The sequence below is a fragment of the Actinomadura madurae genome (assembly GCF_900115095.1).
Taxonomy (GTDB): Bacteria; Actinomycetota; Actinomycetes; order Streptosporangiales; family Streptosporangiaceae; genus Spirillospora; species Spirillospora madurae.
Genome location: NZ_FOVH01000001.1, coordinates 1100487 through 1122869, shown reverse-complemented (window position 1 = coordinate 1122869; position 22383 = coordinate 1100487). Strand labels below are relative to the sequence as shown.

Annotated in this window: 24 protein-coding genes; 15 read left to right on the top strand and 9 right to left on the bottom strand. The window is 74.2% G+C overall.

The window, feature by feature from the left end; translation table 11 throughout:
- Positions 1-50: 50 nt before the first annotated feature.
- The gene (locus BM339_RS05325) at positions 51-1484 is read left to right on the top strand and encodes a glycoside hydrolase family 47 protein (RefSeq protein ID WP_075020044.1); all 1434 of its coding nucleotides are present in this window, start codon (positions 51-53) and stop codon (positions 1482-1484) included.
- Between the two features lie 17 nt (positions 1485-1501).
- Positions 1502-2071: a putative glycolipid-binding domain-containing protein gene (locus BM339_RS05320; protein WP_075020043.1), complete on the top strand. Its 570-nt coding sequence runs from the start codon at positions 1502-1504 to the stop codon at positions 2069-2071.
- Positions 2072-2102: 31 nt separating this feature from the next.
- Here the strand turns inward: BM339_RS05320 and BM339_RS05315 are convergent, their stop codons facing one another.
- The 5 genes from BM339_RS05315 to BM339_RS49610 form a co-directional block, all read right to left on the bottom strand.
- Positions 2103-3671, bottom strand: a complete 1569-nt coding sequence (locus BM339_RS05315; protein WP_143118279.1) for a hypothetical protein — start codon at positions 3669-3671, stop codon at positions 2103-2105.
- A gap of 88 nt (positions 3672-3759) precedes the next feature.
- Positions 3760-5220, bottom strand: coding sequence for a pentapeptide repeat-containing protein (locus BM339_RS05310; RefSeq protein ID WP_075020041.1), 1461 nt, complete (start codon positions 5218-5220; stop codon positions 3760-3762).
- A gap of 60 nt (positions 5221-5280) precedes the next feature.
- Positions 5281-5940, bottom strand: a complete 660-nt coding sequence (locus BM339_RS05305) for a response regulator transcription factor (RefSeq protein ID WP_021597197.1) — start codon at positions 5938-5940, stop codon at positions 5281-5283.
- Positions 5925-7421: a sensor histidine kinase gene (locus BM339_RS05300; RefSeq protein ID WP_075020040.1), complete on the bottom strand. Its 1497-nt coding sequence runs from the start codon at positions 7419-7421 to the stop codon at positions 5925-5927. The genes BM339_RS05305 and BM339_RS05300 overlap by 16 nt, the downstream gene beginning before the upstream one ends.
- Positions 7399-7731, bottom strand: a complete 333-nt coding sequence (locus BM339_RS49610) for a hypothetical protein (protein WP_075020039.1) — start codon at positions 7729-7731, stop codon at positions 7399-7401. Before BM339_RS49610 ends, BM339_RS05300 begins: the two co-directional genes overlap by 23 nt.
- A 160-nt stretch (positions 7732-7891) precedes the next feature.
- On the opposite strand from BM339_RS49610, the gene BM339_RS05290 reads away from it, so the two are divergent.
- Both BM339_RS05290 and BM339_RS05285 read left to right on the top strand, forming a co-directional pair.
- Positions 7892-8518 carry a DUF4956 domain-containing protein gene (locus BM339_RS05290; protein WP_021598939.1) on the top strand — a complete coding sequence of 209 codons (627 nt, stop codon included), beginning with the start codon at positions 7892-7894 and terminating at the stop codon, positions 8516-8518.
- Positions 8515-9390, top strand: coding sequence for a polyphosphate polymerase domain-containing protein (locus BM339_RS05285; protein WP_075020038.1), 876 nt, complete (start codon positions 8515-8517; stop codon positions 9388-9390). Before BM339_RS05290 ends, BM339_RS05285 begins: the two co-directional genes overlap by 4 nt.
- Here the strand turns inward: BM339_RS05285 and BM339_RS05280 are convergent.
- Entirely contained in the window at positions 9374-10366 is a 993-nt protein-coding gene (locus tag BM339_RS05280; protein ID WP_075020037.1) for an ArsR/SmtB family transcription factor, read from the bottom strand. The two genes, BM339_RS05285 and BM339_RS05280, sit on opposite strands and share 17 nt — an antisense overlap.
- 59 nt (positions 10367-10425) lie before the next feature.
- On the opposite strand from BM339_RS05280, the gene BM339_RS05275 reads away from it, so the two are divergent.
- On the top strand, positions 10426-11604 hold the full coding sequence (locus tag BM339_RS05275; RefSeq protein WP_075020036.1) for an MFS transporter: 1179 nt from the start codon (positions 10426-10428) through the stop codon (positions 11602-11604).
- A gap of 5 nt (positions 11605-11609) precedes the next feature.
- Here BM339_RS05275 and mftR read toward each other — a convergent pair whose 3' ends face one another.
- Positions 11610-12203 (bottom strand): mycofactocin system transcriptional regulator, encoded by a 594-nt coding sequence (gene mftR, locus BM339_RS05270; RefSeq protein WP_021598935.1) that lies wholly within the window; start codon positions 12201-12203, stop codon positions 11610-11612.
- An 87-nt stretch (positions 12204-12290) separates the two neighbouring features.
- On the opposite strand from mftR, the gene mftA reads away from it, so the two are divergent.
- From mftA to BM339_RS05230, 8 genes are read left to right on the top strand one after another with little or no spacing between them, the layout of a single operon-like run.
- Positions 12291-12425: a mycofactocin precursor MftA gene (mftA, locus tag BM339_RS05265; protein ID WP_021598934.1), complete on the top strand. Its 135-nt coding sequence runs from the start codon at positions 12291-12293 to the stop codon at positions 12423-12425.
- Positions 12426-12432: 7 nt separating this feature from the next.
- Positions 12433-12723, top strand: coding sequence for a mycofactocin biosynthesis chaperone MftB (mftB, locus tag BM339_RS05260; protein WP_075020035.1), 291 nt, complete (start codon positions 12433-12435; stop codon positions 12721-12723).
- Positions 12724-12763: 40 nt separating this feature from the next.
- A complete protein-coding gene (gene mftC / locus BM339_RS05255; RefSeq protein ID WP_021598932.1) occupies positions 12764-14005 on the top strand; it encodes a mycofactocin radical SAM maturase in 1242 nt (413 codons plus the stop codon).
- Positions 14002-15192, top strand: a complete 1191-nt coding sequence (gene mftD, locus BM339_RS05250; protein WP_075020034.1) for a pre-mycofactocin synthase MftD — start codon at positions 14002-14004, stop codon at positions 15190-15192. The genes mftC and mftD overlap by 4 nt, the downstream gene beginning before the upstream one ends.
- Positions 15189-15986, top strand: coding sequence for a mycofactocin-coupled SDR family oxidoreductase (locus BM339_RS05245; protein ID WP_024936568.1), 798 nt, complete (start codon positions 15189-15191; stop codon positions 15984-15986). The genes mftD and BM339_RS05245 overlap by 4 nt, the downstream gene beginning before the upstream one ends.
- Positions 15983-16660 carry a mycofactocin biosynthesis peptidyl-dipeptidase MftE gene (gene mftE, locus BM339_RS05240; protein WP_024936567.1) on the top strand — a complete coding sequence of 226 codons (678 nt, stop codon included), beginning with the start codon at positions 15983-15985 and terminating at the stop codon, positions 16658-16660. Before BM339_RS05245 ends, mftE begins: the two co-directional genes overlap by 4 nt.
- Positions 16647-18080: a mycofactocin biosynthesis glycosyltransferase MftF gene (gene mftF, locus BM339_RS05235; protein WP_075020033.1), complete on the top strand. Its 1434-nt coding sequence runs from the start codon at positions 16647-16649 to the stop codon at positions 18078-18080. Before mftE ends, mftF begins: the two co-directional genes overlap by 14 nt.
- Positions 18081-18130: 50 nt before the next feature.
- On the top strand, positions 18131-18982 hold the full coding sequence (locus BM339_RS05230) for a DUF72 domain-containing protein (protein WP_075020160.1): 852 nt from the start codon (positions 18131-18133) through the stop codon (positions 18980-18982).
- A 28-nt stretch (positions 18983-19010) separates the two neighbouring features.
- Here the strand turns inward: BM339_RS05230 and BM339_RS05225 are convergent, their stop codons facing one another.
- The gene (locus BM339_RS05225; RefSeq protein ID WP_021596608.1) at positions 19011-19715 is read right to left on the bottom strand and encodes a FadR/GntR family transcriptional regulator; all 705 of its coding nucleotides are present in this window, start codon (positions 19713-19715) and stop codon (positions 19011-19013) included.
- A gap of 138 nt (positions 19716-19853) precedes the next feature.
- Between BM339_RS05225 and BM339_RS05220 the strand changes: the two genes are divergently transcribed.
- Together BM339_RS05220 and BM339_RS49605 are read left to right on the top strand one after the other, a co-directional pair.
- Complete coding sequence (locus tag BM339_RS05220) at positions 19854-21245, top strand: GntP family permease (protein WP_021596609.1); 1392 nt, start codon at positions 19854-19856, stop codon at positions 21243-21245.
- Positions 21246-21761, top strand: a complete 516-nt coding sequence (locus BM339_RS49605; protein ID WP_075020032.1) for a cupin domain-containing protein — start codon at positions 21246-21248, stop codon at positions 21759-21761. It begins immediately after the preceding gene.
- A gap of 38 nt (positions 21762-21799) precedes the next feature.
- Here BM339_RS49605 and BM339_RS05210 read toward each other — a convergent pair whose 3' ends face one another.
- Entirely contained in the window at positions 21800-22333 is a 534-nt protein-coding gene (locus BM339_RS05210; protein ID WP_021596611.1) for an HU family DNA-binding protein, read from the bottom strand.
- Positions 22334-22383 lie beyond the last annotated feature (50 nt).

The following is a 22383-nucleotide window of genomic DNA, read 5'->3' as shown; positions in this document are numbered from 1 at the left end:
TGATACGAGTGACGTGATTGACAACGTTGTCGTACACCGGACGGTGCGCAGTGCGATCCCGCCATTCCCTCACCCGCAGAAGTGTTCTCACCGCCACGGCGGGCCTGGTCGCCGCAGGCGCGCTCCCGGCGCCCGCCCACGCGGAACGGCTCTCCCCCGGCCGTCCGAAGGACTGGCGCCCGGTGGCCAGGGACGTGCGCCGCGAAATGCTGCACACGTGGAACTCCTACAAGCGGCTCGCCTGGGGCCACGATCACCTGCTGCCGGTGAGCGGCGGGCACAGCGAATTCTTCGACCAAGAACATCCCGTGGGGCTGACCATTGTCGAGGCCCTAGACACGCTCTACCTGATGGAGCTGGACGACGAACTGGCCGAGGGCGTCGCCTGGGTGAAGGAGAATCTCGATTTCTCCGCCGTCAACGCCGATGTCCAGGTTTTCGAGACCAATATCCGGATGGTGGGCGGCCTGCTGTCCGGCTACCTGGCCACCGGTGAGCGGGCGCTGCTCCGGCACGCCAAGCAGATCGCCGACATCCTCATGCCCTGCTTCGACCGGTCGCCGACCGGCATCCCGTACCGCTTCGTCAACCCGAGCACGGGCGAGATCAGCGGGGTGACCAACCCGCTGGCGGAGGTCGGCACCATCATCACCGAGTTCGGCACGCTCTCCCGGCTGACCGGCGACCGCAGGTACCACCGGGCGGCCAGGAAGGCGATGAAGGCCGTCATCGAGCGGCGTTCCGACCTGGACCTCCTCGGCACGGAGATCAATGTCGAGACCGGGGAGTGGGTCAACGACACCGCGACCGTCCACCCGCCGGTCGACTCGTTCTACGAGTACGTCTGGGACGCCTGGGATCTGTTCGGCGACACCGAGTTCCGCGACCTGTACCGGATGCTGACCCGGGCCATCATCAAGCACGAGGCCACCACCATCAACGGTCACGTGTGGTTCGCCCAGGTCGACAAGGACGACGCCGAGCAGGTCACGGCCGAGCAGTCCGAACTCGGCTCGTTCTACGCCGGCCTTCTCGGCCAGAGCGGCCATCGGCGGCTCGGCGACGCCTACCTCGCCTCGTGGACCTCGGTGCTCGACCGGTTCCCGGTGCTTCCCGAGGGCTATGACCCCACGTCCGGTGCCGCGACCGCGAAGGGCAACCAGCTGCGGCCCGAGTACGTCGACTCCTGTTTCAACCTGTGGCTGGTCGAAGGGCCGGGCCGGCACGCGTCGGAGCGGTACCGAAAGCTCGCGTACGACTACTACCTGCGGCAGAAGAAGCACTCCCGCGTCCCGAACGGGTGGACCATCATCGACGACGTCACCACCTCGCCCCTGAAGCACGGCGATCTCACGTCGGGTTACTGGTGGTCGGAGCAGATGAAGTACTGGTACCTCATGTTCGCCAAGGCCCCGCGCTTCGACTACCGGAACAACTACCTCTCCACGGAGGGCAACGCTTTCCGCGGACTTCGCCGACGCTGAGGCTTACCCTTACCGGCATGTCGTTCGCCGCTCTGCCCTCGGTCGCGTCCTGGCGGCACGAGGGGGCTCGCGCAGGGTTCGAGGTCGCGTTCTTCTCCGTCGACGCTCGTGGTGCCCGGGTCACGGGCACCACGGCGGCGACGGAGGACGGCGTGTCCTGGGTCGTGGACTACGCGATCCAGCTGGACACCTCGTGGCTGACCAGGTCCGCGCGGATCACCGGGCGCAGCGGCGGCTCCGCCACCGTCACGGAGATCGAGGCCGACGGTGCGGGGAACTGGCGGATCGACGGGGTCGCCGCACCCCACTTGCAGGGGTGCCTCGACCTGGACCTGGAGGCGTCGGCGATGACCAACACCTTCCCGGTGCACCGGTTGCGCTTCCCCGACGAGCGGCCGGTCGACGCACCGGCGGCCTACGTCCGCGCGGTCGGGCTGGACGTGGACCGTCTGGAACAGACCTACTCCCGTTCCAGCGAAGAGCACTACGACTACGCCGCACCCGCCTTCGACTTCGCCTGCCGCCTGGTCTACGACCGGCACGGCCTCATCGTCGACTACCCCGGCATCGCCACCCGAGTCCAGTGACCCGTCGCCTGACCCGCCCGGAACGGGCGGCTCAGGCCAGAGCCGCCCCGAAGCGGACGGCGTCCGCGGGGATCCCGCCCTGGCCCGGGACGAAGAGCAGGGGCGTCCCGGACGTGCCCGGCCACGGGATTCCATGCACGGCGCCCTTGCCGTAGGTCACGTCATCGGGGGTCGCGACGAGCACCTGGCCGTAACGGCTGGAGAGCGCGGCGCCGAAATGGTCCCCGGCCTGCGGGACCTGTCCGATGCTCTCCTGGGTGAGGGAGACGTCGCCGTTTCCGGGCGCGCTCGCCGCCTCGCCGAAGATCTGCACTCTGCCGGCGTCCGCGGCGGTGCCGACGTCCTCACGGGGGACGCCGACCACCAGCGGCTCGCCGAGGCCGTCCCGCCACGGACCGCCGAGTTCGAGCACCGACCCGAACTGGTCTCCGGTCTCGGCGGTCCCGGCGACATCGGCGCTGTCCTGGGTGACGCTCCACCGCTGGGGCAGCGGCAGCTCGTCGTCGTCCGTGGCGAACAGGTGGACCATGCCGGCGTCGCCCGCCGAGCCGATGTCCTCCAACGGGACGCCGACCGCCAGCCTGACGTGCGACGGGCCGTCGTGCTCGCAGAACGAATCGAGCGCGAGGCGGGCACCGAACTGGTCGCCGGGTTCCGTGGCGCCGTCCACTCCCGGAGAGTCCTGCGTCAGGGGCGTGTCGCTGCTCAGATCTCTGGCCAGATGCACCATGCCGGCATCCCGGTCGCCGCTCAGATCCTCGCCCGGCGCCCCCACGACCAGCGTGTAGCCCTCGACGCCGGTGACGCTGCAGCTGAAGCCGCCGGGCCCCTGAAACAGTTCGACCGCGGTGCCGAACCCGTCACCGGCCTCCACGCCGCCGCCGATGCCCGGGCTGTCCTGCGTGAGCGCGGCGACGGTCGCGACGTCGCCGGTGTCCCCGTCGAACGTCACGACGCCCGCGGCGCCGGCGTCCGCGACGCTCCCCACGTCCTCGCCGGGCACGCCGAACGCGAGCGCGGGGGCGGGCCGGAAGTCGCCGCTGGTCCTGTTGACGGCGAGCCCGGCGCCGAACCGGTCCCCCGCTTCGGGGCCGCCGGGTATGCCGTGGGTGCCCTGCCGGAGCACGATCCCCGCGCGGCCGCCGCCCAGCCCGTCGGCCGATCCGAAGATCACCTGGATGATCCCCGCGTCATCGGCATCGCCGGCGGACTCCGAGGGCACGCCCACCACGAGATCGGTGCGGTCGTCGAAGTCGACGTCCATCGTCCGGATGACGGCACCGAACCCGTCGCCGGACTCGGGGCTCTCGCCGACCCCCGGCCCTCCCTGCGCCAGCACGGCCCGCTCACCCGTCCCCGGATCGCCCTCCGCGCCGTAGAGCACGGTGATCCGCCCGGCCCCCGGCACTCCCCCCACGGCGGCATCGGGGTCGCCGACCACGACGTCGCCGCACCGGTCCCCGTTGAAGTCGGGGCCCTGCGGGGTGCACGCCGCCGCCCGGCCGGGCACTCCCGCGACCGCCGCTCCGGGCGCCGCCACCACCGCCACCGCCGCGACCGCCAACGCCGCGGTCACCACTGCCAGCCCGTCGCGTCCCACCGGGATCCCCGTTCGCTCGGTGACATCCGTCACATGGGTGACGGGCCAGGAGGCGAAGCGGTTTACGCGATCTCGGTCCGTGGCGCGGTCACGTGGCCGTGCCGTGCAGGACGACGTCGCCGGGCGGGTCGGTCCCGAACACCACGTCGCCGTGGAAGCTGGCCCGGCCGGATGACCCGTCCAAGGTGAAGACGGCGTGGTCGAAGCCGCTGCCGTCGAACCGGGTCGTGCCGTGGAACTGAGCGCCGGCGAAGTCGGCGAAGTCGGCTTCGCAGCCGCTGAAGTCCAGGTCGACGAACGTGGCACCGCAGAGCCACAGGTCCATGCCCTTCCACTGACCGGGGCCGGGCCGGAGCCGTTCGGCGAGCGTCCGCTGCGCTTCCCGCCGCAGCCGCAGCAGCGCGTCCTGCTCGGGTGCGCGGCCGTCCACGCGCAGGTCGAACGGGAGGGGGATCCGCAGGAAAGCGCACAAAGTGGCCACGAGTCGCTGCCGCACCTCGGGCCGGTCGTCACCGAGCCGGGCCAGGATCTGGAGCCCGGCCGACCGGACCTCCGGGTCGGGGTCGGCGAGCTGCCCGGTGTACGGCGCCACCGAGGCGTCCGGCACCAGGTCCGCGGCGCCGTCCCGCGCCCCGGCGGTGACCGGTCGCGTGGTCCAGCCGAGCGGCCACACCGACTCGCCGTCACCGGTGTCGCCGCCCCAATACGCCCCGGTGAGGTCGACCGCGGGCTGGTCGAGGTGGGCGCGCCCGGCGAACCGCGCACCGGCGAACGTCGCCGCCGCGCCGAAGCGGGCGTAGTGGAACCAGGCGGGGCCGTCGAAGCGGACGTCGCGGAACGACGCGTCGCCGAGGAACCGGGCGCCGTCGCCGCCCTCCTCCCAGTCCTGGTAGTCCTCGATGAGCACCGCGACGGGCCAGTTCGGGTCGTCCTCGTTCGGCTCCTCCCACGGCGCCGGATCGATCTCCTCGACCGTCTCCCAGGCCTCGTCGTCGTCCCACCAGGTGTCGGCGCCCCGGCCGAACCAGGCCGTCCCGGAGAACACCGCGCCGGTGAAGTCCGCCCGCCGGCGGAACCGCGCCCGGCCGAACTCCGCGTCGCCGCCGAAACGCGCCCCGGTGAAGACGGCGTCGCCGTAGAAGACCGCGCGCTGGAACGCGGCGTCCGCGAACGCCGCGCCGGCGAAGACCGCTGTGCCGTGGAAGCGGGTGTCGGCGAACTCGGCGGCGTCGAGCCGGCAGCCGCTGAAGTCGGCATCGCCGAGCGTGCAGCCCGACAGGTCCACGCTGATGTCGTCCCAGGGAGCGGGGCCACCGGCGCGCAGCCGGTCGATGAGCGGTTGCAGCACCGCGTGGCGCTCCCCGGCCGCGGCACCGTCCGCCGGCGGGGTGCGCAGCCATGAGCAGACGGCGTCCGTGACCGGTTGCCGCCGCTCGGGATCGGTCTCCGCGTGCGCGATCAGCGCGTCGACCTCCGCGTGTCGCGTGCCCGGCGCGGCGGCTTCGAGCCGGCCGAGTGCCGCCCTGTAGGCGGCCGAAGGCTCCTCCACGGCCAGAGCCTAGCGGCGGCGGCCGCTCGGAGGGGCCGTTCCGCCATTCGCCCGCGGGGCCTAGAGGCGCAGGCGGTAGCCGGTGCCGCGGACCGTCTCGAAGCGGTCGGCCCCGAGCTTGCGGCGCAGATAGCGGACGTAGACGTCCACCACGTTGGAGCCGGGATCGAAGTCGAAGCCCCACACGTGCGCCAGCATCTGCTCGCGGGTCAGCACCTGGTCGGGGTTGCGGCAGAACATCTCGGCGAGGGCGAACTCCCGGGAGGTCAGCTCGACGGTCCGGCCCGGCACGTGGGCCCGGCGGGTGCGCAGGTCCAGCACGAGGTCGCCGACCCGCAGCAGCGTCGGCTCGCGCGCCCCGTCGGCGCGCAGCCGCAGCCGCACCCGGGCGAGGAGCTCGGCGAAGGCGAACGGTTTCGCGATGTAGTCGTCGGCGCCGCCCTCCAGCCCCGCGACGGTGTCGGCCACCCCGTCGCGGGCGGTGAGGATGATGACCGGGAGCGTGACGCGCTCCTCGCGGAGCCGGCGCAGGACGGTGAACCCGTCGCGCAGCGGCAGGCCGACGTCCAGGATCATCAGGTTGAACGCGCCGCCGCGGGCCAGCTCGTAGGCGGTGATCCCGTCGGCCGCCACGGCGGTGCGGAAGCCGGCGCCGCCGAGGCCCTTCTCCAGGAACGAGGTGATGCGCGGCTCGTCCTCGGCGATCAGGATCCGGCCCATGCGGCCTCCTCCCTGGGCTCGGCGTCCAGGGCGAGCGGCTCGCCCTGCGGGATGCACAGGGGCAGCTCCAGGACGAAGCGGGCGCCCCCGCCGGCCGGGTGCTCGACCCGGGCGCCGCCGCCGTGGGCGCGGGCGATCGAGGCGACGATGGCCAGCCCGAGGCCGGCGCCCTCGGTCGGCCGGGGGCCCGGCACGCCGCGGACGAACCGGCCGAAGATGCGCGCGGCGTCCTCCTCCGCCACGCCCGGACCGGTGTCGCGGACCCACAGCGTCACCACCGAGCCGTGCACCGCCGAGCCGACCTCGATGGTGTCGTCCGGGACGGTGTGCTGGACGGCGTTGGCGGCCAGCTGCATGAGCGCCTGGGTGAGCCGCTGCCGGTCGGCGATGACCCGCACTTCCGCCACCTCGCCCACCCGCCACCGCCGCGCGCCCAGCCCGCGCGCCTTGGCGACCGTCTCGACCGTGAGGTCGGCCAGGTCGACCTCGGACTGGGTGAGGAAGTCCGAGCGCTCGGCCTTGGCCAGGATCAGCAGGTCGTCGACGATGCGGTTCATCCGGTCGAGCTCGTCGATGAGCAGCTCGCGCGTCTCGGCGCGCTCGCCGGGGTCGTCGCCCATCAGCTCCAGATGGCCCCGGATCACCGTCAGCGGCGTGCGCAGCTCGTGCCCCGCGTCGTCGACGAACCGGCGCTGCGCGGCGAAGGACGCCTCCAGCCGGTCGAGCATCACGTTGAACGTCGAGGCCAGGGCGGAGACGTCGTCGGTGCCGCGCACCTCCAGCCGCCGGGCCAGGTCGGACGCGCCGATCCGCTCCGCCGTCCGGCGCACCATCCGGATCGGCGCCAGCACCCGCCCCGCGATCAGCCAGCCGGCCAGCCCGGCGACGGCGAGCGCGCCGAACGCGGTGACGGCGAGGACCCGCGTCGTCTCGGCCACCTCGTCCCGCTGCGCGTCGCGGAACTCGGCGACGACCAGGGCGGCGCGGGCGGGGTCGCCCTTCATCCGCACCGGGATGGCGGCGTACCGGACGCGTCCCGCCGCGCTGTCCGCCCACCCGTGGACGGGCCGGTCCGCGCCGGCGACCCGGGCGATGAACGCGGCGTCGTGGTCGAGCCTGGCGGGCGGCGGGTAGGGGCTGCGGCGGTCGGCGCGGCCGTCGACGACGGTGAAGAACGTCTCGCCGTCGTCCGGGAGGTTGTGCCCCAGGTAGCCGGTGAGCAGCGCGCGGACGTCCCGGACCGGGCGTCCGGTCGCCGGGTCGGCGCCGTTGTGGGCGTACTCGCGCAGCTTCTCGGCCTCGTGCCCCAGTTCGGCGGCGATCCGGTCGTCCAGGCGGGCCGACAGCACCGACCAGGTGACCGACACCGACCCGCCGAGCGCCAGCGCGACCAGCAGCAGCATCCAGCCGACGATGCGGGCGCGGGCGCTCAGGCCGCGGCGGACCTCCCGCGCGCCCTCAGTCGTCGGCATCGCGGTCATCGGCCTCCACCTCCACCTCGTCATCGTCGTCGCTGGCCGGCGGCACCGGCGACGGGGCCGCCCGGACGTCCTGCCGCGGCGCGGGGCGGGCGGAGCGGGCGGGATCGGCGGGCCCGGCGGGCCCGGCGGGCGCCCTCGCCGGGCGGGAGGCGGCCGGGGCACGGCCGCGGGACGCGGGCGGCGGGGACACCTGGACGGTGTCGCCGAGCCGCGGCGGATGCGAGTTCTGGGCGTGGGCGAATCCGGCGGCGAGGCCGAGGGTGGCCATGGCCGCCGCCGTCATGCCGGCGATCGCCGCGCGGGTGGCCATGGGGCAACTATCTCCCGGTGGCCCGCCGCTCACGACGCCGCGGCGATGAGAACCCTCTCATTGTGTGCGGATGAAAGTGCTCTCATGGTCATCTCATGGTGATCTCACCGGGCGGGGGGAGTCTCCCCTGAGCAGGAATCCGCCGTCCAGAGGGGTAACCGTGCGCACTGACGTCATCTACGGCCTGGCCGTGGACCTGGTCGCGATCACGATCCTCGCGCACCTGATCTACTTCTACCGCCACTACCGGCGGGACCTGCGGCTCGCCTACGTCTCGGTCAACGCCGGCGTCTTCACGGTCGTGACGCTGCTGCTCGTCCAGCGGGCGGACCTCGCGATCGGCTTCGGCCTGTTCGGGGTGCTGTCGATCATCCGGCTGCGGTCCAGCGCGCTGACCCAGGAGGAGGTCGGCTACTACTTCGTCTCGCTCGCCCTCGGCCTGGTCAACGGCCTGGCGGCCCAGGCGCCGTGGGTGGCGCTCCCGCTGGACGCGGTGCTGCTCGGCGTCATGTACGTGGCGGACCATCCCCGGTTGCCGCCCCGCACGGTGCAGCGCGTCGTGACGCTGGACGTCGTGCACCCCCACGAGGGGGCGCTGCGCGCCGACCTGGAGAACCGGCTCGGCGGCACGCTGCTGCGGCACTCGGTGATCGAGGTCGACTACGTCCGGGACATCACGGTGGTGGACGTGCGCTTCCTGCCCCGCGCCCCGCGGCGCGAGACCGTCCGCGTGCCGGCCACCAGGGCCTCCGCCCCGGAGGACTCGCTGCCGGGGAGCACCACGTGACGGACACCGCCGCGCTGATCGGCGCCGCCGCGGCGCGCCTGCCCGCCATCGGGCTCGACGGCGTGCTGGCCCGGTCGGCGCTGCAGCTCCGCATGGACCGCAAGTACATCCTCCCGGCGCGGCTGGCGCCCGAACTGCTCGACAGGATCGCCGGGACGCACGCGGTGCTGGAGATCGGCGGGCTGCGCACGTTCCGGTACACCTCGACCTACTTCGACACCCCCGGCCTGCTCACCTACCGGCAGCACGTGCAGGACCGGCGCCGGCGGTTCAAGATCCGCACCCGGACGTACCTGGACAGCGACGAGTGCATGTTCGAGGTGAAGGTGAACGGGGCGCGCGATGCCACCGACAAGCGCCGGATGCCGTATGACCCGGCCTGCCGCACGCGGATCACGCCGCCCGCCGAGGACTTCCTCTGGGAGACGCTGCTGGCCGCCTACCGGATGAACCCGCCCGCCCCCCTGGTCTCCTCGGCGACCACGTCGTACCGGCGGCTGACGCTCGCCCAGCGCCGCGGCACCGGGCGCGTCACGCTCGACTTCGGGCTCGTCTGCACCCGGCCGGGCGCGCGGGCTTGGGGCCGCGACGACTGGCTGCTGGTGGAGTCCAAGTCGGCGGCGGTGGACGCCCCGGCCGACCGGCTGCTGCGCCGGATGGGCGCCCGCCCGGTCAGGATCAGCAAGTACTGCCTGGCGGTGGCCGTCCTGTACCCGGGGGCGGTCGCCAACCCGTGGCACCGCGTCCTGCGCCGCTGCTTCGACCCCGCCGACGCCGTCTTCGACCCCGCCGGGCACGCGCTGGACCCCGCCGGCCCCGCCTGCGGCCGCGGCGCCGGCCGGTCGCCCGCCGGCGTCACGCCGGGCCGCTGACCTGCGCCTCCACGAGAGCGTCCCCGGCGGCCGTCCGGTAGTACAGGACGGATCGCCCGGCGCGGCGGCGGTCGACCAGGCGGGCGTCGCGCAGCACCTTGAGATGGCGGCCGACCGAGCCGAGGCCCTGGCCGGTCAGCGCGACGAGCTGAGTGGTGCTCAGCGGCGTCGCGAGGTGGACGAGGACGCTCGCGCGTGCCGGCCCGAGGAGCCGTCCGAGCGCTTCGGGGACGGCGGTGCCGCCCGCGCCGGCCAGCGGTGCCGCGCAGGGGTAGACGATCACGTACCGGTCGGGGTCGGGCTCTTCCCAGGCCACCCACCCCAGGCGCGGCGTGACCGGGACGAAGAGCAGTTGCGCCCCGGAGATGTCGCGCGGCGGGAAGTCGTGCGCGGTGATCTGCAGGCGGCCGTCACCGAGCCACCGCATCCCCGGGCGCATGTCGTCCAGCGCGGCGGCCCAGCCGCCCCGGCTCAGCTGCCCGGCCCGCGCGACCGCGTCGGCCTCGAGGAGGCGGCGGCGGCGTTCCCAGTCGGGCTCGACGGCGTGCGTCCAGACCCACTCCAGCAGGGCGGCGATCCGCTCGGGCACGTCGGGGCGGCGCAGCTCGGCGGGCAGCGGGTGCCCGAGCGAGACCTCCAGGTCGGCGAGCGCCCGCTCGGCAGGGGTCCGGCGGATGGTCGCGAGCTCCTCGTGGAACTCCGGCGAGCCCGTGCCCGGATGCGGCGGGGTGAGGAAGTCGGCGCTCCACTTGGTCCGGGCGCCGAGGGCCGCCTCCAGCAGCGCGGCGGTGACCGGCTCCCGCCGGAGGACCTGCCGGTACGCGGCCAGATGGGCGTCGAACCAGGCCCGCTCCCCCGGATGCGCCGCGGTCCCCGCGTGCAGGGCCCGCAGGCAGGCGGTCGTCTCCGCCAGGGCCGAGACGACGAACCGCCCGCCCGCGAGGGTGTCCGCGTTGATCAGCCACCACGACCCCATGTTTCGCCTCCCTGCGAAACATTAACGGCCGCCCGGCGCCGGGCCGGAGCCTTTCGATCATGCGCACGTATCGGGAGCTCTTCCGCGCACCGGAGTACACGCCGCTCTTCGCGTCGTTCACGGTGCACGTGTCCGCCCAGACCATCGGCGCGCTGGCGCTCGGCACGCTCGTGTACGACGCGACCCGGTCGCCGCTGCTCTCGGCGCTCAGCATGTTCGGGGGCTCGTTCGCCCAGATGGTCGGCGCGCTGACCCTCCTGTCCGCCGCCGACCGCCTGCCGCCCCGGAACGCGCTCGCCTGCATGGCCCTGGTCTTCGCCGCGGGCACGGCCGCGATGGCGGTCCCCGGGCTCCCGGTGGCGGTCCTGCTGGTCATCGTGCTGGCCCTCGGCCTGGTCGCCTCGCTCGGCGCCGGCGTCCGCTACAGCCTGCTGAGCGAGATCCTTCCCCGCGAGGGCCAGATCCTCGGCCGCTCGGTCCTGAACATGTCCGCCGGGACCATGCAGATCTGCGGCTTCGCCATCGGCGGCGTGCTGGTCGCGACGTTCTCGTCCCGGGGCACCCTGCTCACCGGGGCCGTCCTCTACCTCCTCTCCGGGGTCCTGGTGCTCGCCGGCCTGAGCCGGCGCCCGCCCCGCGCCACCGGCCGCCCGAGCGTCGCGCAGACCTGGCACGGCAACGTCCGGCTGCTCTCGTCCGCCCCGCGCCGCGCGACCTTCCTGGCGATGTGGGTGCCGAACGGGCTGATCGTCGGCTGCGAGGCGCTCTTCGTCTCCTACTCCCCGGACCACGCGGGCCTCCTGCTCACCGCGGGCGCCGCCGGCATGCTGATCGGCGACACCGCGGCGGGCCGCTTCGTCCCGCACCACCTGCGCGAACGTCTGGGCACACCACTGCTCCTGCTGCTGGCGGCGCCCTATCTGGTCTTCGCGGGCGGGCCGCCGCTCCCCATCGGCGTGGCGGCCGTCCTGCTCGCCTCCGTCGGCTATGCCTCCACCCTGCTGTTCCAGGACCGCCTCATGGCCCTGACGCCGGTCTCCATGCACGGCCACGCCCTGGCTCTGCACGCGTCCGGCATGCTCGCCATGCAGGGCGTGGGCGCGGCGCTGGGGGGCGGCGTCGCCCAGCTCACCTCCCCCGCGCTCGCCATGGCGATCATGGCCGCCGCCTCGGTGACCGTCACCCTCGCCCTCGCCTCCGGCCTGCGTCCTCTCCCCCGCCCCCAGCCCGCGCGGTGAGGGGGCTACTCCTGAAAGCCCCGGGCGAGGGCGCGCAGGGACGTGTCGAGCAGATCGCCGAGGTCGCTTCCGGGGCGCCGGAGCCACTGCTCGTAGGCGGCGACGGCGGCGCCGAGGCAGGTGGCCGCGACCGCCTGCGGCATCAGGTCGTCCACGGGACGTCCGAGGCGGGCGGCGGCGAACCCGGCGACGACGGCGCGCCAGTCCGCGTAGCGGAGGGTCGAGTGCGCCTGGAGCGCGGGGACCTGGAGGATCAGCGTCATCCGCAGCCGGTGCCAGGGGACCTCGGCCGGGTCGAGCCGGTTGAACTCCACGATCGCCTCGCGCAGCGCGTCCATCATCGGGGCCCGCGGCGGCCAGGCGGCGAACCGCTCGCGCATGCGCTCCAGCTCGCCCTCGAAGTCCCCCCAGACCACGTCGTTCTTCGAGCCGTAGTACCGGAAGAAGGTGCGGCGGCCGATGCCGGCGGCGGACGCGATGTCGTCGACGGTCGTCTCCTCGAAGCCGCGCTCGTCGAAGAGCCGCAGCGCGACGCGCTCCAGCTCGCTGCGGGACGTGCGCGGCCGGCGGCCGACGCGGGGCGCGGACGGTCCCGTCACCGGGCCCCCTTCCTTTCGGCACTCGGTGCCATTATTGTGGCGGCCACGACACGCGATCGTGCGTGCACGATTTTCAGGGAGTCTCCCATGAGCGACGCTTCCCAGACCGCGACCGCATCCACGGCCCCCGCCGAGGACGAGACCGCGACCGGCCCGGAACTCGTCGAGGAGGACCTGCTCGTCGAGGAGGTCTCGATCGACGGCATGTGCGGCGTCTACTGACCCGCCGATGGACCGGACACCCGCCGCGAGCGACTTCGACCTGGACGCCGCCTGGGACCTGCATCCCCAGGTGGCGGTGCGGCCGGAGCCGTTCGGGGCGCTGCTCTACCACTACGGCACGCGGCGGCTGTCGTTCCTGAAGGACCGCAGGCTGCTGGACGCCGTCCGCGCCCTGGGCGACCAGCCCCGGGCCCGGGACGCCCTGCTCGGGGCCGGCGTGCCCGAGGACGATCTCGGCCGGTACCGGACCGCGCTGTCCACGCTGGCGTCCTCCGACATGCTCGTCCCGCGGCTTTGAGCCGTCCCCCCGAAGGAGCCGTTCTTTTGAAGGAGCAGGCATGGTGACCAGCACCGCGACGGCACCCCGCCCGTCCGCCGGCCGCCTGGTGGACCACTTCCAGCACGGGCTCCAGGCCCCGATCTGCCTGACGTGGGAGCTGACGTACGCGTGCAACCTGGCGTGCGTCCACTGCCTGTCCAGCTCGGGCCGCCGGGACCCGCGGGAGCTGACCACCGCCGAGGCGAAGGGCGTCATCGACGAGCTGCAGCGGATGCAGGTCTTCTACGTCAACATCGGCGGCGGCGAGCCCACGGTCCGGTCCGACTTCTGGGAGCTGGTCGACTACGCCACCGACCGCGGCGTCGGCGTGAAGTTCTCCACCAACGGCGTGAAGATCACGCCGGAGGTGGCGGCGAGGCTGGCCCGCAGCGACTACGTGGACGTCCAGATCTCGCTGGACGGCGCGACGGCGGACGTCAACGACGCGGTCCGCGGCGGCGGCTCCTACGCCACCGCGATCCGCGCGATGGAGAACCTGCACGAGGCCGGGTTCCGCGAGTTCAAGGTGTCGGTCGTGGTGACCCGCCACAACGCCGGCCAGCTGGACGCCTTCAAGGCGATCGCCGACCGGTACGGCGCGCAGCTGCGGCTGACGAGGCTCCGGCCGTCCGGACGCGGCGCCGACGTGTGGGACGAGCTGCACCCCACCGCGGCGCAGCAGGAGGACCTGTACCACTGGCTGGTCGAGCACGGCGAGCGCGTCCTGACCGGGGACTCCTTCTTCCACCTGTCGGCGTTCGGGTCGGCGCTGCCGGGGCTGAACCTGTGCGGCGCGGGCCGGGTGGTGTGCCTGATCGACCCGGTCGGCGACGTGTACGCCTGCCCCTTCGCCATCCATGACCGGTTCCTGGCGGGCAACGTGCGGGACGAGGGCGGCTTCGCCACGGTCTGGCGGGAGTCGGAGCTGTTCACCGAGCTGCGGCGGCCCGACACCGGCGGCGCCTGCACGCGGTGCTCCGCCTACGACGCCTGCCGGGGCGGCTGCATGGCGGCCAAGTTCTTCACCGGGCTGCCGCTGGACGGTCCCGACCCCGAGTGCGTCAAGGGACACGGCGAGGCGGCGCTGCGCTCGGCCGACCGCACCGGGGCGCCGCGCCCGAGCGGCGACCACTCCCACACCGGGCCGGTGCGAGCCCGGCCGGTCGCGCTCGGCATGCCCGCGATGCCCGCTTCCGGGCGCCCGGACCGCTTCTGCGACGAGAGCCCGCTGGCCGGGCACGACACAAGAGGACGATCATGAGCGGTGGCTGGTTCGAGACGGTCGTCGAGGCGCAGCGGCGAGCGAAACGGCGTCTCCCGAGGTCGGTGTACAGCGCGCTGCTGGCGGGCTCCGAGCGCGGGGTGTCCTACGACGACAACATGAAGGCGTTCGGCGAGCTGGGGTTCGCCCCGCACGTGGCCGGCCTGTCGGCCAAGCGCGACATGGAGACCACCGTCCTCGGCCAGCAGATCTCGCTGCCGGTGATCATCTCCCCGACCGGCGTCCAGGCCGTGCACCCCGAGGGCGAGGTGGCGGTGGCGCGGGCCGCCGCCGCGCGCGGGACGGCGATGGGGCTCAGCTCGTTCGCGAGCAAGCCGCTGGACGAGGTCGTCGCGGCCAACCCCCAGGTGTTCTTCCAGATGTACTGGATGGGCACCAAGGACGAGATGGCCCGGCGGATGGAGCAGGCGCGCGCGGCCGGGGCTAAGGGCCTCATCGCCACGCTCGACTGGTCGTTCTCCCACAGCCGCGACTGGGGCAGCCCGTGGATCCCCGAGCGCCTCGACCTCAAGGCCATGGCGAAGCTCGCGCCGCAGGCGGTGACGCGCCCCCGCTGGCTCTACGAGTACGCCAAGACCAGGCGCCTGCCCGACCTCACCACGCCGAACCTCGCCGACCCGGGCGCTGAGCCCCCGACGTTCTTCGGCGCCTACGGGCAGTGGATGCAGACCCCTCCCCCGTCGTGGGAGGACGTCCGCTGGCTGCGCGAGCAGTGGGACGGGCCGTTCATGCTCAAGGGCGTGTGCCGGGTCGACGACGCCCTGCGCGCGGTGGACGCCGGGGTGAGCGCGATCTCGGTGTCCAACCACGGCGGCAACAACCTCGACGGGACGCCCGCGCCGATCCGCGCGCTGCCCGCCGTCGCGGACGCGGTGGGCGGCCAGGCCGAGGTCCTGCTCGACGGCGGCGTCCGGCGCGGCGGCGACGTGGTCAAGGCGCTGGCCCTCGGCGCGAAGGCCGTCATGATCGGGCGCGCCTACCTGTGGGGCCTCGCCGCGAACGGGCAGGCCGGCGTGGAGAACGTGCTCGACATCCTGCGCGCCGGGATCGACTCGTCCCTGCTGGCACTGGGCCGCTCGTCCGTCCACGAGCTGACGCCCGGCGACGTGCTCGTCCCGCCGGGGTTCACGCGGACGCTCGGCGCCGTGGAGGAACCGCGGCCGTGAGCGCGGCGGGGCGCCCGGTCGCGGTGGTCACCGGCGCCGCCCGCGGCATCGGCGCGGCGGTCGCCGGCGCGCTCGCCTCCGCGGGCTACGACCTCGTGCTCGGCGACGTCCCGTCCCCCGACGCGGTCGAGGGTCTCGGCTACCCGCTGGCCGGCGCCCGCGACCTCGCCGAGGTGGAGGAGCGCTGCCGGGGCCTCGGCGCGGGCGTCGCGGCGCTGCCCTGCGACGTCCGGTCGCTCTCGGACACGGCGCGGCTCGTGGACGCCGCGGACGGCCGGCTCGTCGCCGCCGTGGCCGTCGCCGGGATCATCGGCGCCGAGGGGCCCGCCTGGGAGCTGGCCCCGGCCGACCTCGACCGCGACCTGTCGGTCAACCTGCACGGGGTGGCCAACCTCGCCCGCGCGGCCGTGCCGCGCCTGCTGCGCGCCCCGCGCGGCCGGGGGCGCTTCGTCGCCGTCGTCTCCTCCGCCGGGGAGCGGGGGCTGCCACGGCTGGCGTCCTACGTCGCCGCGAAGCACGCGGCGCTCGGGTACGTCCGCGCGCTGGCGGCCGACCTCGGGCCGAGCGGCGTCACGGCCAACGCGGTCCTGCCCGGCGGCACCGCCACCGCGCTGCTCGACCGCACCGCCGGCGTCTACGGGCTCTCCGGCGCCGGCGAGCTGGCCCGGCACCAGCGGCTGGGCCGGCTGCTCGACCCCGCCGAGATCGCCTCGGCGGTGGTGTGGCTGTGCTCGGACGGCGCATCGGCGACCACCGGTGCGGCCCTCCACGTCGACGGCGGTTTCACCGGATGAGCCGCCCGCTCGTCGACGCGACATGGCCGGAGGCGCAGAGGCCGGGCCGGGTACTGCTCGTCCCAGCGGGCTCCCTCGAACAGCACGGGCCGCACCTGCCGCTGGACACCGACACCCGCATCGCCTCCGCCGTCGCGGCGCACGCCCACCGGGCCCGCCCGGCGGCCGACCTCGGCCCCGCCCTCCCCTACGGCGCCAGCGGCGAGCACGCCGGCTTCCCCGGCACGCTCAGCATCGGCACCGAGGCCCTCGCGCGGCAGGTCACCGAACTGGCGCGGGACGCGTCCCGGCACTGGCCCGCCCTGCTGATCGTCAACGGGCACGGCGGCAACGTCGACGCCCTCCGGCAGGCGGCCGAGCTGTGCTCCCGGGAGGGGCGGCGGCTCCTCGTCCACCACCTGGACGTCCGCGGCGGCGACGCGCACGCCGGGCGCACCGAGACCTCGCTCCTCCTGCATCTGGCGCCCGAGGCGGTCCGCCTGGACCTCGCCGAGAAGGGGGCCACCGAGGCGCTGCCCGCCCTCATGCCCAGGCTGCGGGCGGGCGGGGTGCGCGCGGTCAGCCCCAACGGCGTCCTCGGCGACCCGGCCGGCGCGAGCGCCGCCGAGGGCGCGCGCCTCTTCCAAGCCCTGACCCGGTCACTTCTCGACAGGCTCGACGATGAACTCGGCTAAGACCCCGATGCCCGCCGGCTTCCGGCTCCGTCCTGATCCGGGCCTGGCACCCCTTGAGGACGGGCGCGTCCTGCTGGGCGGCGCGCCCGCGCGCATCGTCCGGCTGACCCCGGACGGCGCCGGCCTCGTCCGGAGGTGGAGCGACGGCGCCCCGGTAGGACCCGGCCGCGGCGGCGGGCTCCTCGCCCGGCGGCTCGTGCAGGCGGGCATGATGCACCCGATCCCGCCGGAACGGGCGGCCGACCCGGCCGAGGTGACGGTCGTCGTGCCCGCCTACGGGCGAGCCGAGCAGCTCGCCGGATGCCTGGCCGGGCTGGGACCGGACCACCCGGTCATCGTGGTGGACGACGGCTCCCCCGATCCCCGGCCCATCGCCGAGGCGGCGGCCCGGGCGGGCGCCCGGCTGATCCGCCGCGACGCGAACGGCGGGGCGGGCGCGGCCCGCAACACCGGCGCACGCGCGGCCCGGACGCCCTTCATCGCGTTCGTCGACTCCGACTGCGTGCCCGAGCCCGGCTGGCTCGGGGCGCTGCTGCCGCACTTCGCCGACCCGGCCGTCGCGGCGGTCGCGCCCCGCATCACCTCGCACGTCACCGGCTCCGGGGTGCTGGCCCGCTATGAGGCCGAGGGCTCGGCTCTGGACATGGGCGCCGCGGAGAGCATCGTCCGGCCGCGCTCGGCCGTCTCCTACGTGCCGAGCGCCGCCCTGGTCGTCCGGCGCGCCGCGTTCGGGACGGGCTTCGACGAGGGCATGCGCGTCGGCGAGGACGTCGACTTCGTGTGGCGGCTCGCGGACGAGGGCCACCACGTCCGCTACGTCCCCGGGTCCGTGGTGGCCCACCGGCACCGGACGCGGCTGCGGGCCTGGCTCGCCCGCAGGCACGACTACGGGACGTCGGCCGCGCCGCTGGCGATCCGGCATCCCGAGGAGCTTCCCGCGCTGACCATGTCCGGCTGGAGCGCGCTGGCCTGGGGCCTCGCGGCGGCCGGCTCCCCCGTGGCCGGGCTCGCCGTCACCGCGGGCGGCACGGCGCTGCTGGCCCGCAAGTTCGCCGCCTGGACGGACCGGCCGTGGCCGCTGGCGGTCCGCATGGCGTCCGGCGGCACCCTCGCGGCCGGGGAGGTCCTCGGCCGCACGGTGACCCGGACGTGGTGGCCGCTGGCCGTCCCGGTCGGCGTCGCCGTCCCGCGCCTGCGCCTCCCCCTCGCGGCGGCCGTCCTCGGGCCCGCCGCCGCCGCGCTCCGCCGCCAGGGCGGCTCGTCCCTCGGCCCCCTGACGTGGACGGGCCTGCGCGTCCTGGACGAGTTCGCCTACGGCCTCGGCGTCTGGCGCGGCTGCGTCGAGGAACGCACCGTCGCCCCGCTCCTCCCGCGGCTGTGGTGGACGTCCAAGGACGGGCTCGGTTCCCGCTCCGGGTGAGCCCGCCCGGACGGCTCCGCGGCGCGCGGGACACCGGTAGCGTCGGGGCCATGCGGCTTCATGTGGGGTGCGCGATGTGGGCGCACGCGCGGTGGCAGGGGCGCTTCGTGCCGCCGTCGCTGCCGCCGGGCGAGCGGCTCAGGGCCTATGCGAGCTGGTGCGACGCGGTGGAGGGGAACACGACCTTCTACGCGACGCCGTCGCGCGCCACGGTGGAGTCGTGGGCGGAGCAGACCTCCGAAGACTTCCGCTTCGTGCTCAAGCTGCCGAAGCAGGTCACGCACGAGGGCCGGCTCGCCAGGGGCGGCGAGGAACTGCGGACGTTCCTGCACGCGATCGAGCCCCTGCGGTCACGGGCGCACGCCCTCTGGGTGCAGCTGCCCGCCTCGTTCGGCCCCGGAGACCTCGGGACGCTGGCCGGCTTCCTGCACGGGCTCCCCGCGGAGCACAGGTACGCGGTCGAGGTGCGGCATCGCGCGTTCTTCGAGGACGCGGGGTGCGTCCGCGACCTCGAACGGGTGCTCTCGCGGGCGGGGGCCGAGTGGGTGCCGTTCGACACGACCGTGTTCTTCCAGAGCCCTCCGACCAGTGACGCCGAACGCGACGCGTGGACGAAGAAGCCGCGCGTGCCGCGCCGTTCGGCGGCTCTGACGGACCGTCCGATCGTCCGCTACCTCGGACGGGACGACACCGGGCGCACCGTCGAGGGCTGGCGGTTCTGGATCGGCCGGGTCACCGAGTGGCTGCGGGAGGAACGCTCGCCGACCGTGTTCGTCCACACCCCGGACAACGCCGACGCGCTCGACCTCGCCCGCCGCTTCCACGCCGAGGTGAGGGCCCGCGTGCCGGAGCTGGAACCGCTGCCGGAACCCGTCCCGGCCGAGCCGCCCACGCTCTTCTGACGGGCGGCCGCTGAGCGCGGCGGCTCGGTCAGTCGCGCGGATCCAGCATCGCCTGGGTCGCCTCGTCGACGATGTCGCGCATGGCCCGCTCGGCGGCGTCCGCGTCGCCGGACTGGACGGCCTGCGCCACCTCCGCGTGCCAGCGGATCGCGATCGGCTCGGGATGCGCGGGCATCAGGTGGTGGTGGGTGCGGCCGGCCAGGACGGCGGCGACCACGCCGCTCAGCGCGCCGATCATCTCGTTGCCGGACGCCTCCAGGAGCGTCCGGTGGAAGAGGATGTCCGCGGTCAGGTAGGCCTCCAGGTCGCCGGACTTGCCGTGCACGGCCATCTCCATGACGGCGCCGGTCAGCGTCCCGCACTGCGCGGGGGTCGCGCGGCGGGCGGCCAGGGCGGCGGCCATCGGCTCCAGCCCGCGGCGCAACTCCCCGAGCGAGCGCAGCTGCTCTTCCCGCCCGTCGCCGTCGAGCCGCCATCCGATGATCTGCGGGTCGAAGAGGTTCCAGCCCTGCCGCGGGGCGACCGTGACGCCGACCCGGCGGCGACTGGTCACCATGCCCATCGACTCCAGGACCCGGATCGCCTCCCGGACCACCGACCGGGACACCCCGAGCCGGGACTCCAGCTGCTCGATCCGCAGCACCTCGCCCGCGGGCAGCGCTCCGGACGTGATCAGCGTGCCGAGCGTGTCGAGGACGCTGCCGTGCAGTCCGGTCTGCGGGGTCTCCGTCATGCCCCAATCATCACACGAAGCGAGGGCAGGTCCCGATAAAGATATGTTTTTTCCGCTCCATCTCTTGTTAAGAGCAGGTCATAAGCGTCACACTCGGGCGACCATCGTCATTTGCACCGCTCCCAGGAGGATGACGCCATGCACCCGATCGTGCTGGCCGCGGAGCCGGCCGCGTCGAGCGGGCGGCTGGTGCCGGCCGCGCTCGCCGGCATCGCGCTGATCGTCGTACTGATCACCTACTTCAAGGTGCACCCGTTCCTGAGCCTCACGCTCGGCTCGGTGCTGGTCGGCGCCATCGCGGGCCTGCCGATGGCCGACACCATCGAGGGGTTCGGCAAGGGGTTCGGCGACACGGCGGCCGGCGTCGGCGCGCTCATCGCGCTCGGCGCGATGTTCGGCAAGCTGCTGGCCGACTCCGGCGGCGCGGACCAGATCGTCGACACCATCGTCGGGCGGTCCGGGCGCAGGTTCCTGCCGTGGGCGATGGCCCTCGTCGGCGCGCTGATCGGCCTGCCGATGTTCTTCGAGATCGGCCTGGTCCTGCTGATGCCGGTAATCTACTTGGTGGCGCGGCGCTCCGGGCTGTCGATCATCGCGGTCGGCATCCCCGCCCTGGCCGGCCTGTCGGCCATGCACGGGCTCGTCCCGCCGCACCCCGGCCCGCTCGTCGCCATCGACGCCCTCAAGGCCGACCTCGGCATCACGCTCGGCCTCGGCGTGCTGGTCGCGCTGCCGACCATCGCGCTGTCCGGCCCCGTCTTCGCCCGGTACGCGTCCCGCTGGGTGGACGTGGCTCCGCCGCAGATGTACGTCACCGGCGCCGCGGACGACGAGGAAGAGGTCGCGAAGGGCGAGGGCCGGCGGCGCCCGTCGTTCGCCGTCACCCTGCTCACCGTGCTGCTCCCCGTCGTCCTGATGATGGGCAAGGCGTTCGCCGACATCCTGCTGGACGAGGGCGACCGCGTCCGGACCGTCCTGGACAACCTCGGCACGCCGCTGGTCGCGCTGCTCATCGCGGTCGTCGTCGCGATGTTCACCCTCGGCCTCGGCGCCGGCATGAACCGGCAGTCGATCACCACCTCGGTCACCGAGTCGCTGCCGCCCATCGCCGGGATCCTGCTGATCGTCGCGGCGGGCGGCGGCTTCAAGCAGACGCTCATCGACACCGGGATCGGCGACCTCGTCGCCGACTGGGTCAAGGACAGCGGGCTCTCCGTGCTGTTCCTGGCCTGGGTGGTCGCCGTCCTCATCCGGCTCGCCACCGGGTCGGCGACCGTGGCCACGGTGACCGCGGCCGGCATCCTCGCGCCGCTGGTCAGCGGCCTGGACAGCGGAGAGACGTCGCTGCTCGTCCTCGCCATCGGGGCCGGCTCGCTGTTCTTCTCCCACGTCAACGACGCCGGATTCTGGTTGGTCAAGGAGTATTTCGGGCTCACCGTCGGGCAGAACATCAAGACGTGGTCGCTGATGGAGACCGTGATCTCGGTGTGCGGTCTGGTGTTCGTCCTCCTGCTGAACCTGGTGGTGTAGATGACCTATCCCGACGCCCGCTACTTCGCAGACGCCGGCGAGGCGAGCGCGACGCTGCGTCCCGCGGACGCGCCGCCCGACCTGCTCGTCGGCGCGGCGGACGACGACCGCGTCCACCGCGGTACGCAGGTCCACTACCTGGCGACGGGCGGCACGACGAACGGCGCCTTCGGGCTCTACCGGTGGGAGATGGGGCCGCGGCCGTCCGGCCCGATGCCGCACTTCCACCGGACGATCACCGAGTCGTTCCACATCCTGTCCGGGACGGTCCGGCTGCACGACGGGACGGGCTGGAAGGACGCCCGTCCGGGCGACTTCCTGTTCGTCCCCGAGGGCGGCGTGCACGGCTTCCGCAACGAGTCGGGCGAGCCGGCGTCGATGCTCCTGCTGTTCACCCCGGGCGCGCCGCGCGAGGCGTACTTCGAGGAGCTGGCGGAGATCGCCGCCACCGGACGGCAGCTCGGCGACGACGAATGGACCGACCTCTACCTGCGCCACGACCAGTACATGGTGTGACCGCGGGGGGCGCCTGGGTGGGCGTCCCCCGGGCGGCGCTACCGGCCGGCCTTGGCGGCCTTACCGGGTTTACCGGCCTTGGCGCGCGCCTTCGCCTTGCCCTGCTTCTTCTTCGCCGGGGCGGAGGCGGCCTTGGCCTGCTTGGCGTTCTTCTTCTTCGCGTCCGGCCCCTTCTTGGCCTTCTTCCCGCCGTTCTTCGCCTTCTTCGGCCGGGGCGGCTCGACGGCGACGGACACCACCGGGGCCGGCTCGGCGGCGGCCTGCACCTCGGCGGCCTGCACCTCGGCGGCCGGGGCGCTCGCGGCGACCCGGGTCCGGAACGTCTGACCGGACCGGAACCGCGGCACCTGCGCGGCGGGCACCTCGACCGGAAGGCCGGTCCGCGGGTTGCGGGCGCTGCGCGCGGGCCGCGACAGCCGGTCGAACGTCCCGAAGCCGGTCACGATGACGCGCTCCCCGGCGGACACCCGGTCCATCACGGTGTCGAACACGGCGTCCACGTGCCGGCGGGCGGCGGCCTCATCGCCCCCCGCGCGTTCCGCCACGGCCCTGACCAGTTCGGTGCGGTTCATTCGCCATGCCCTTCACTCCGGCGACAGGTAGGGGCAAGGGTAGCCGCGCC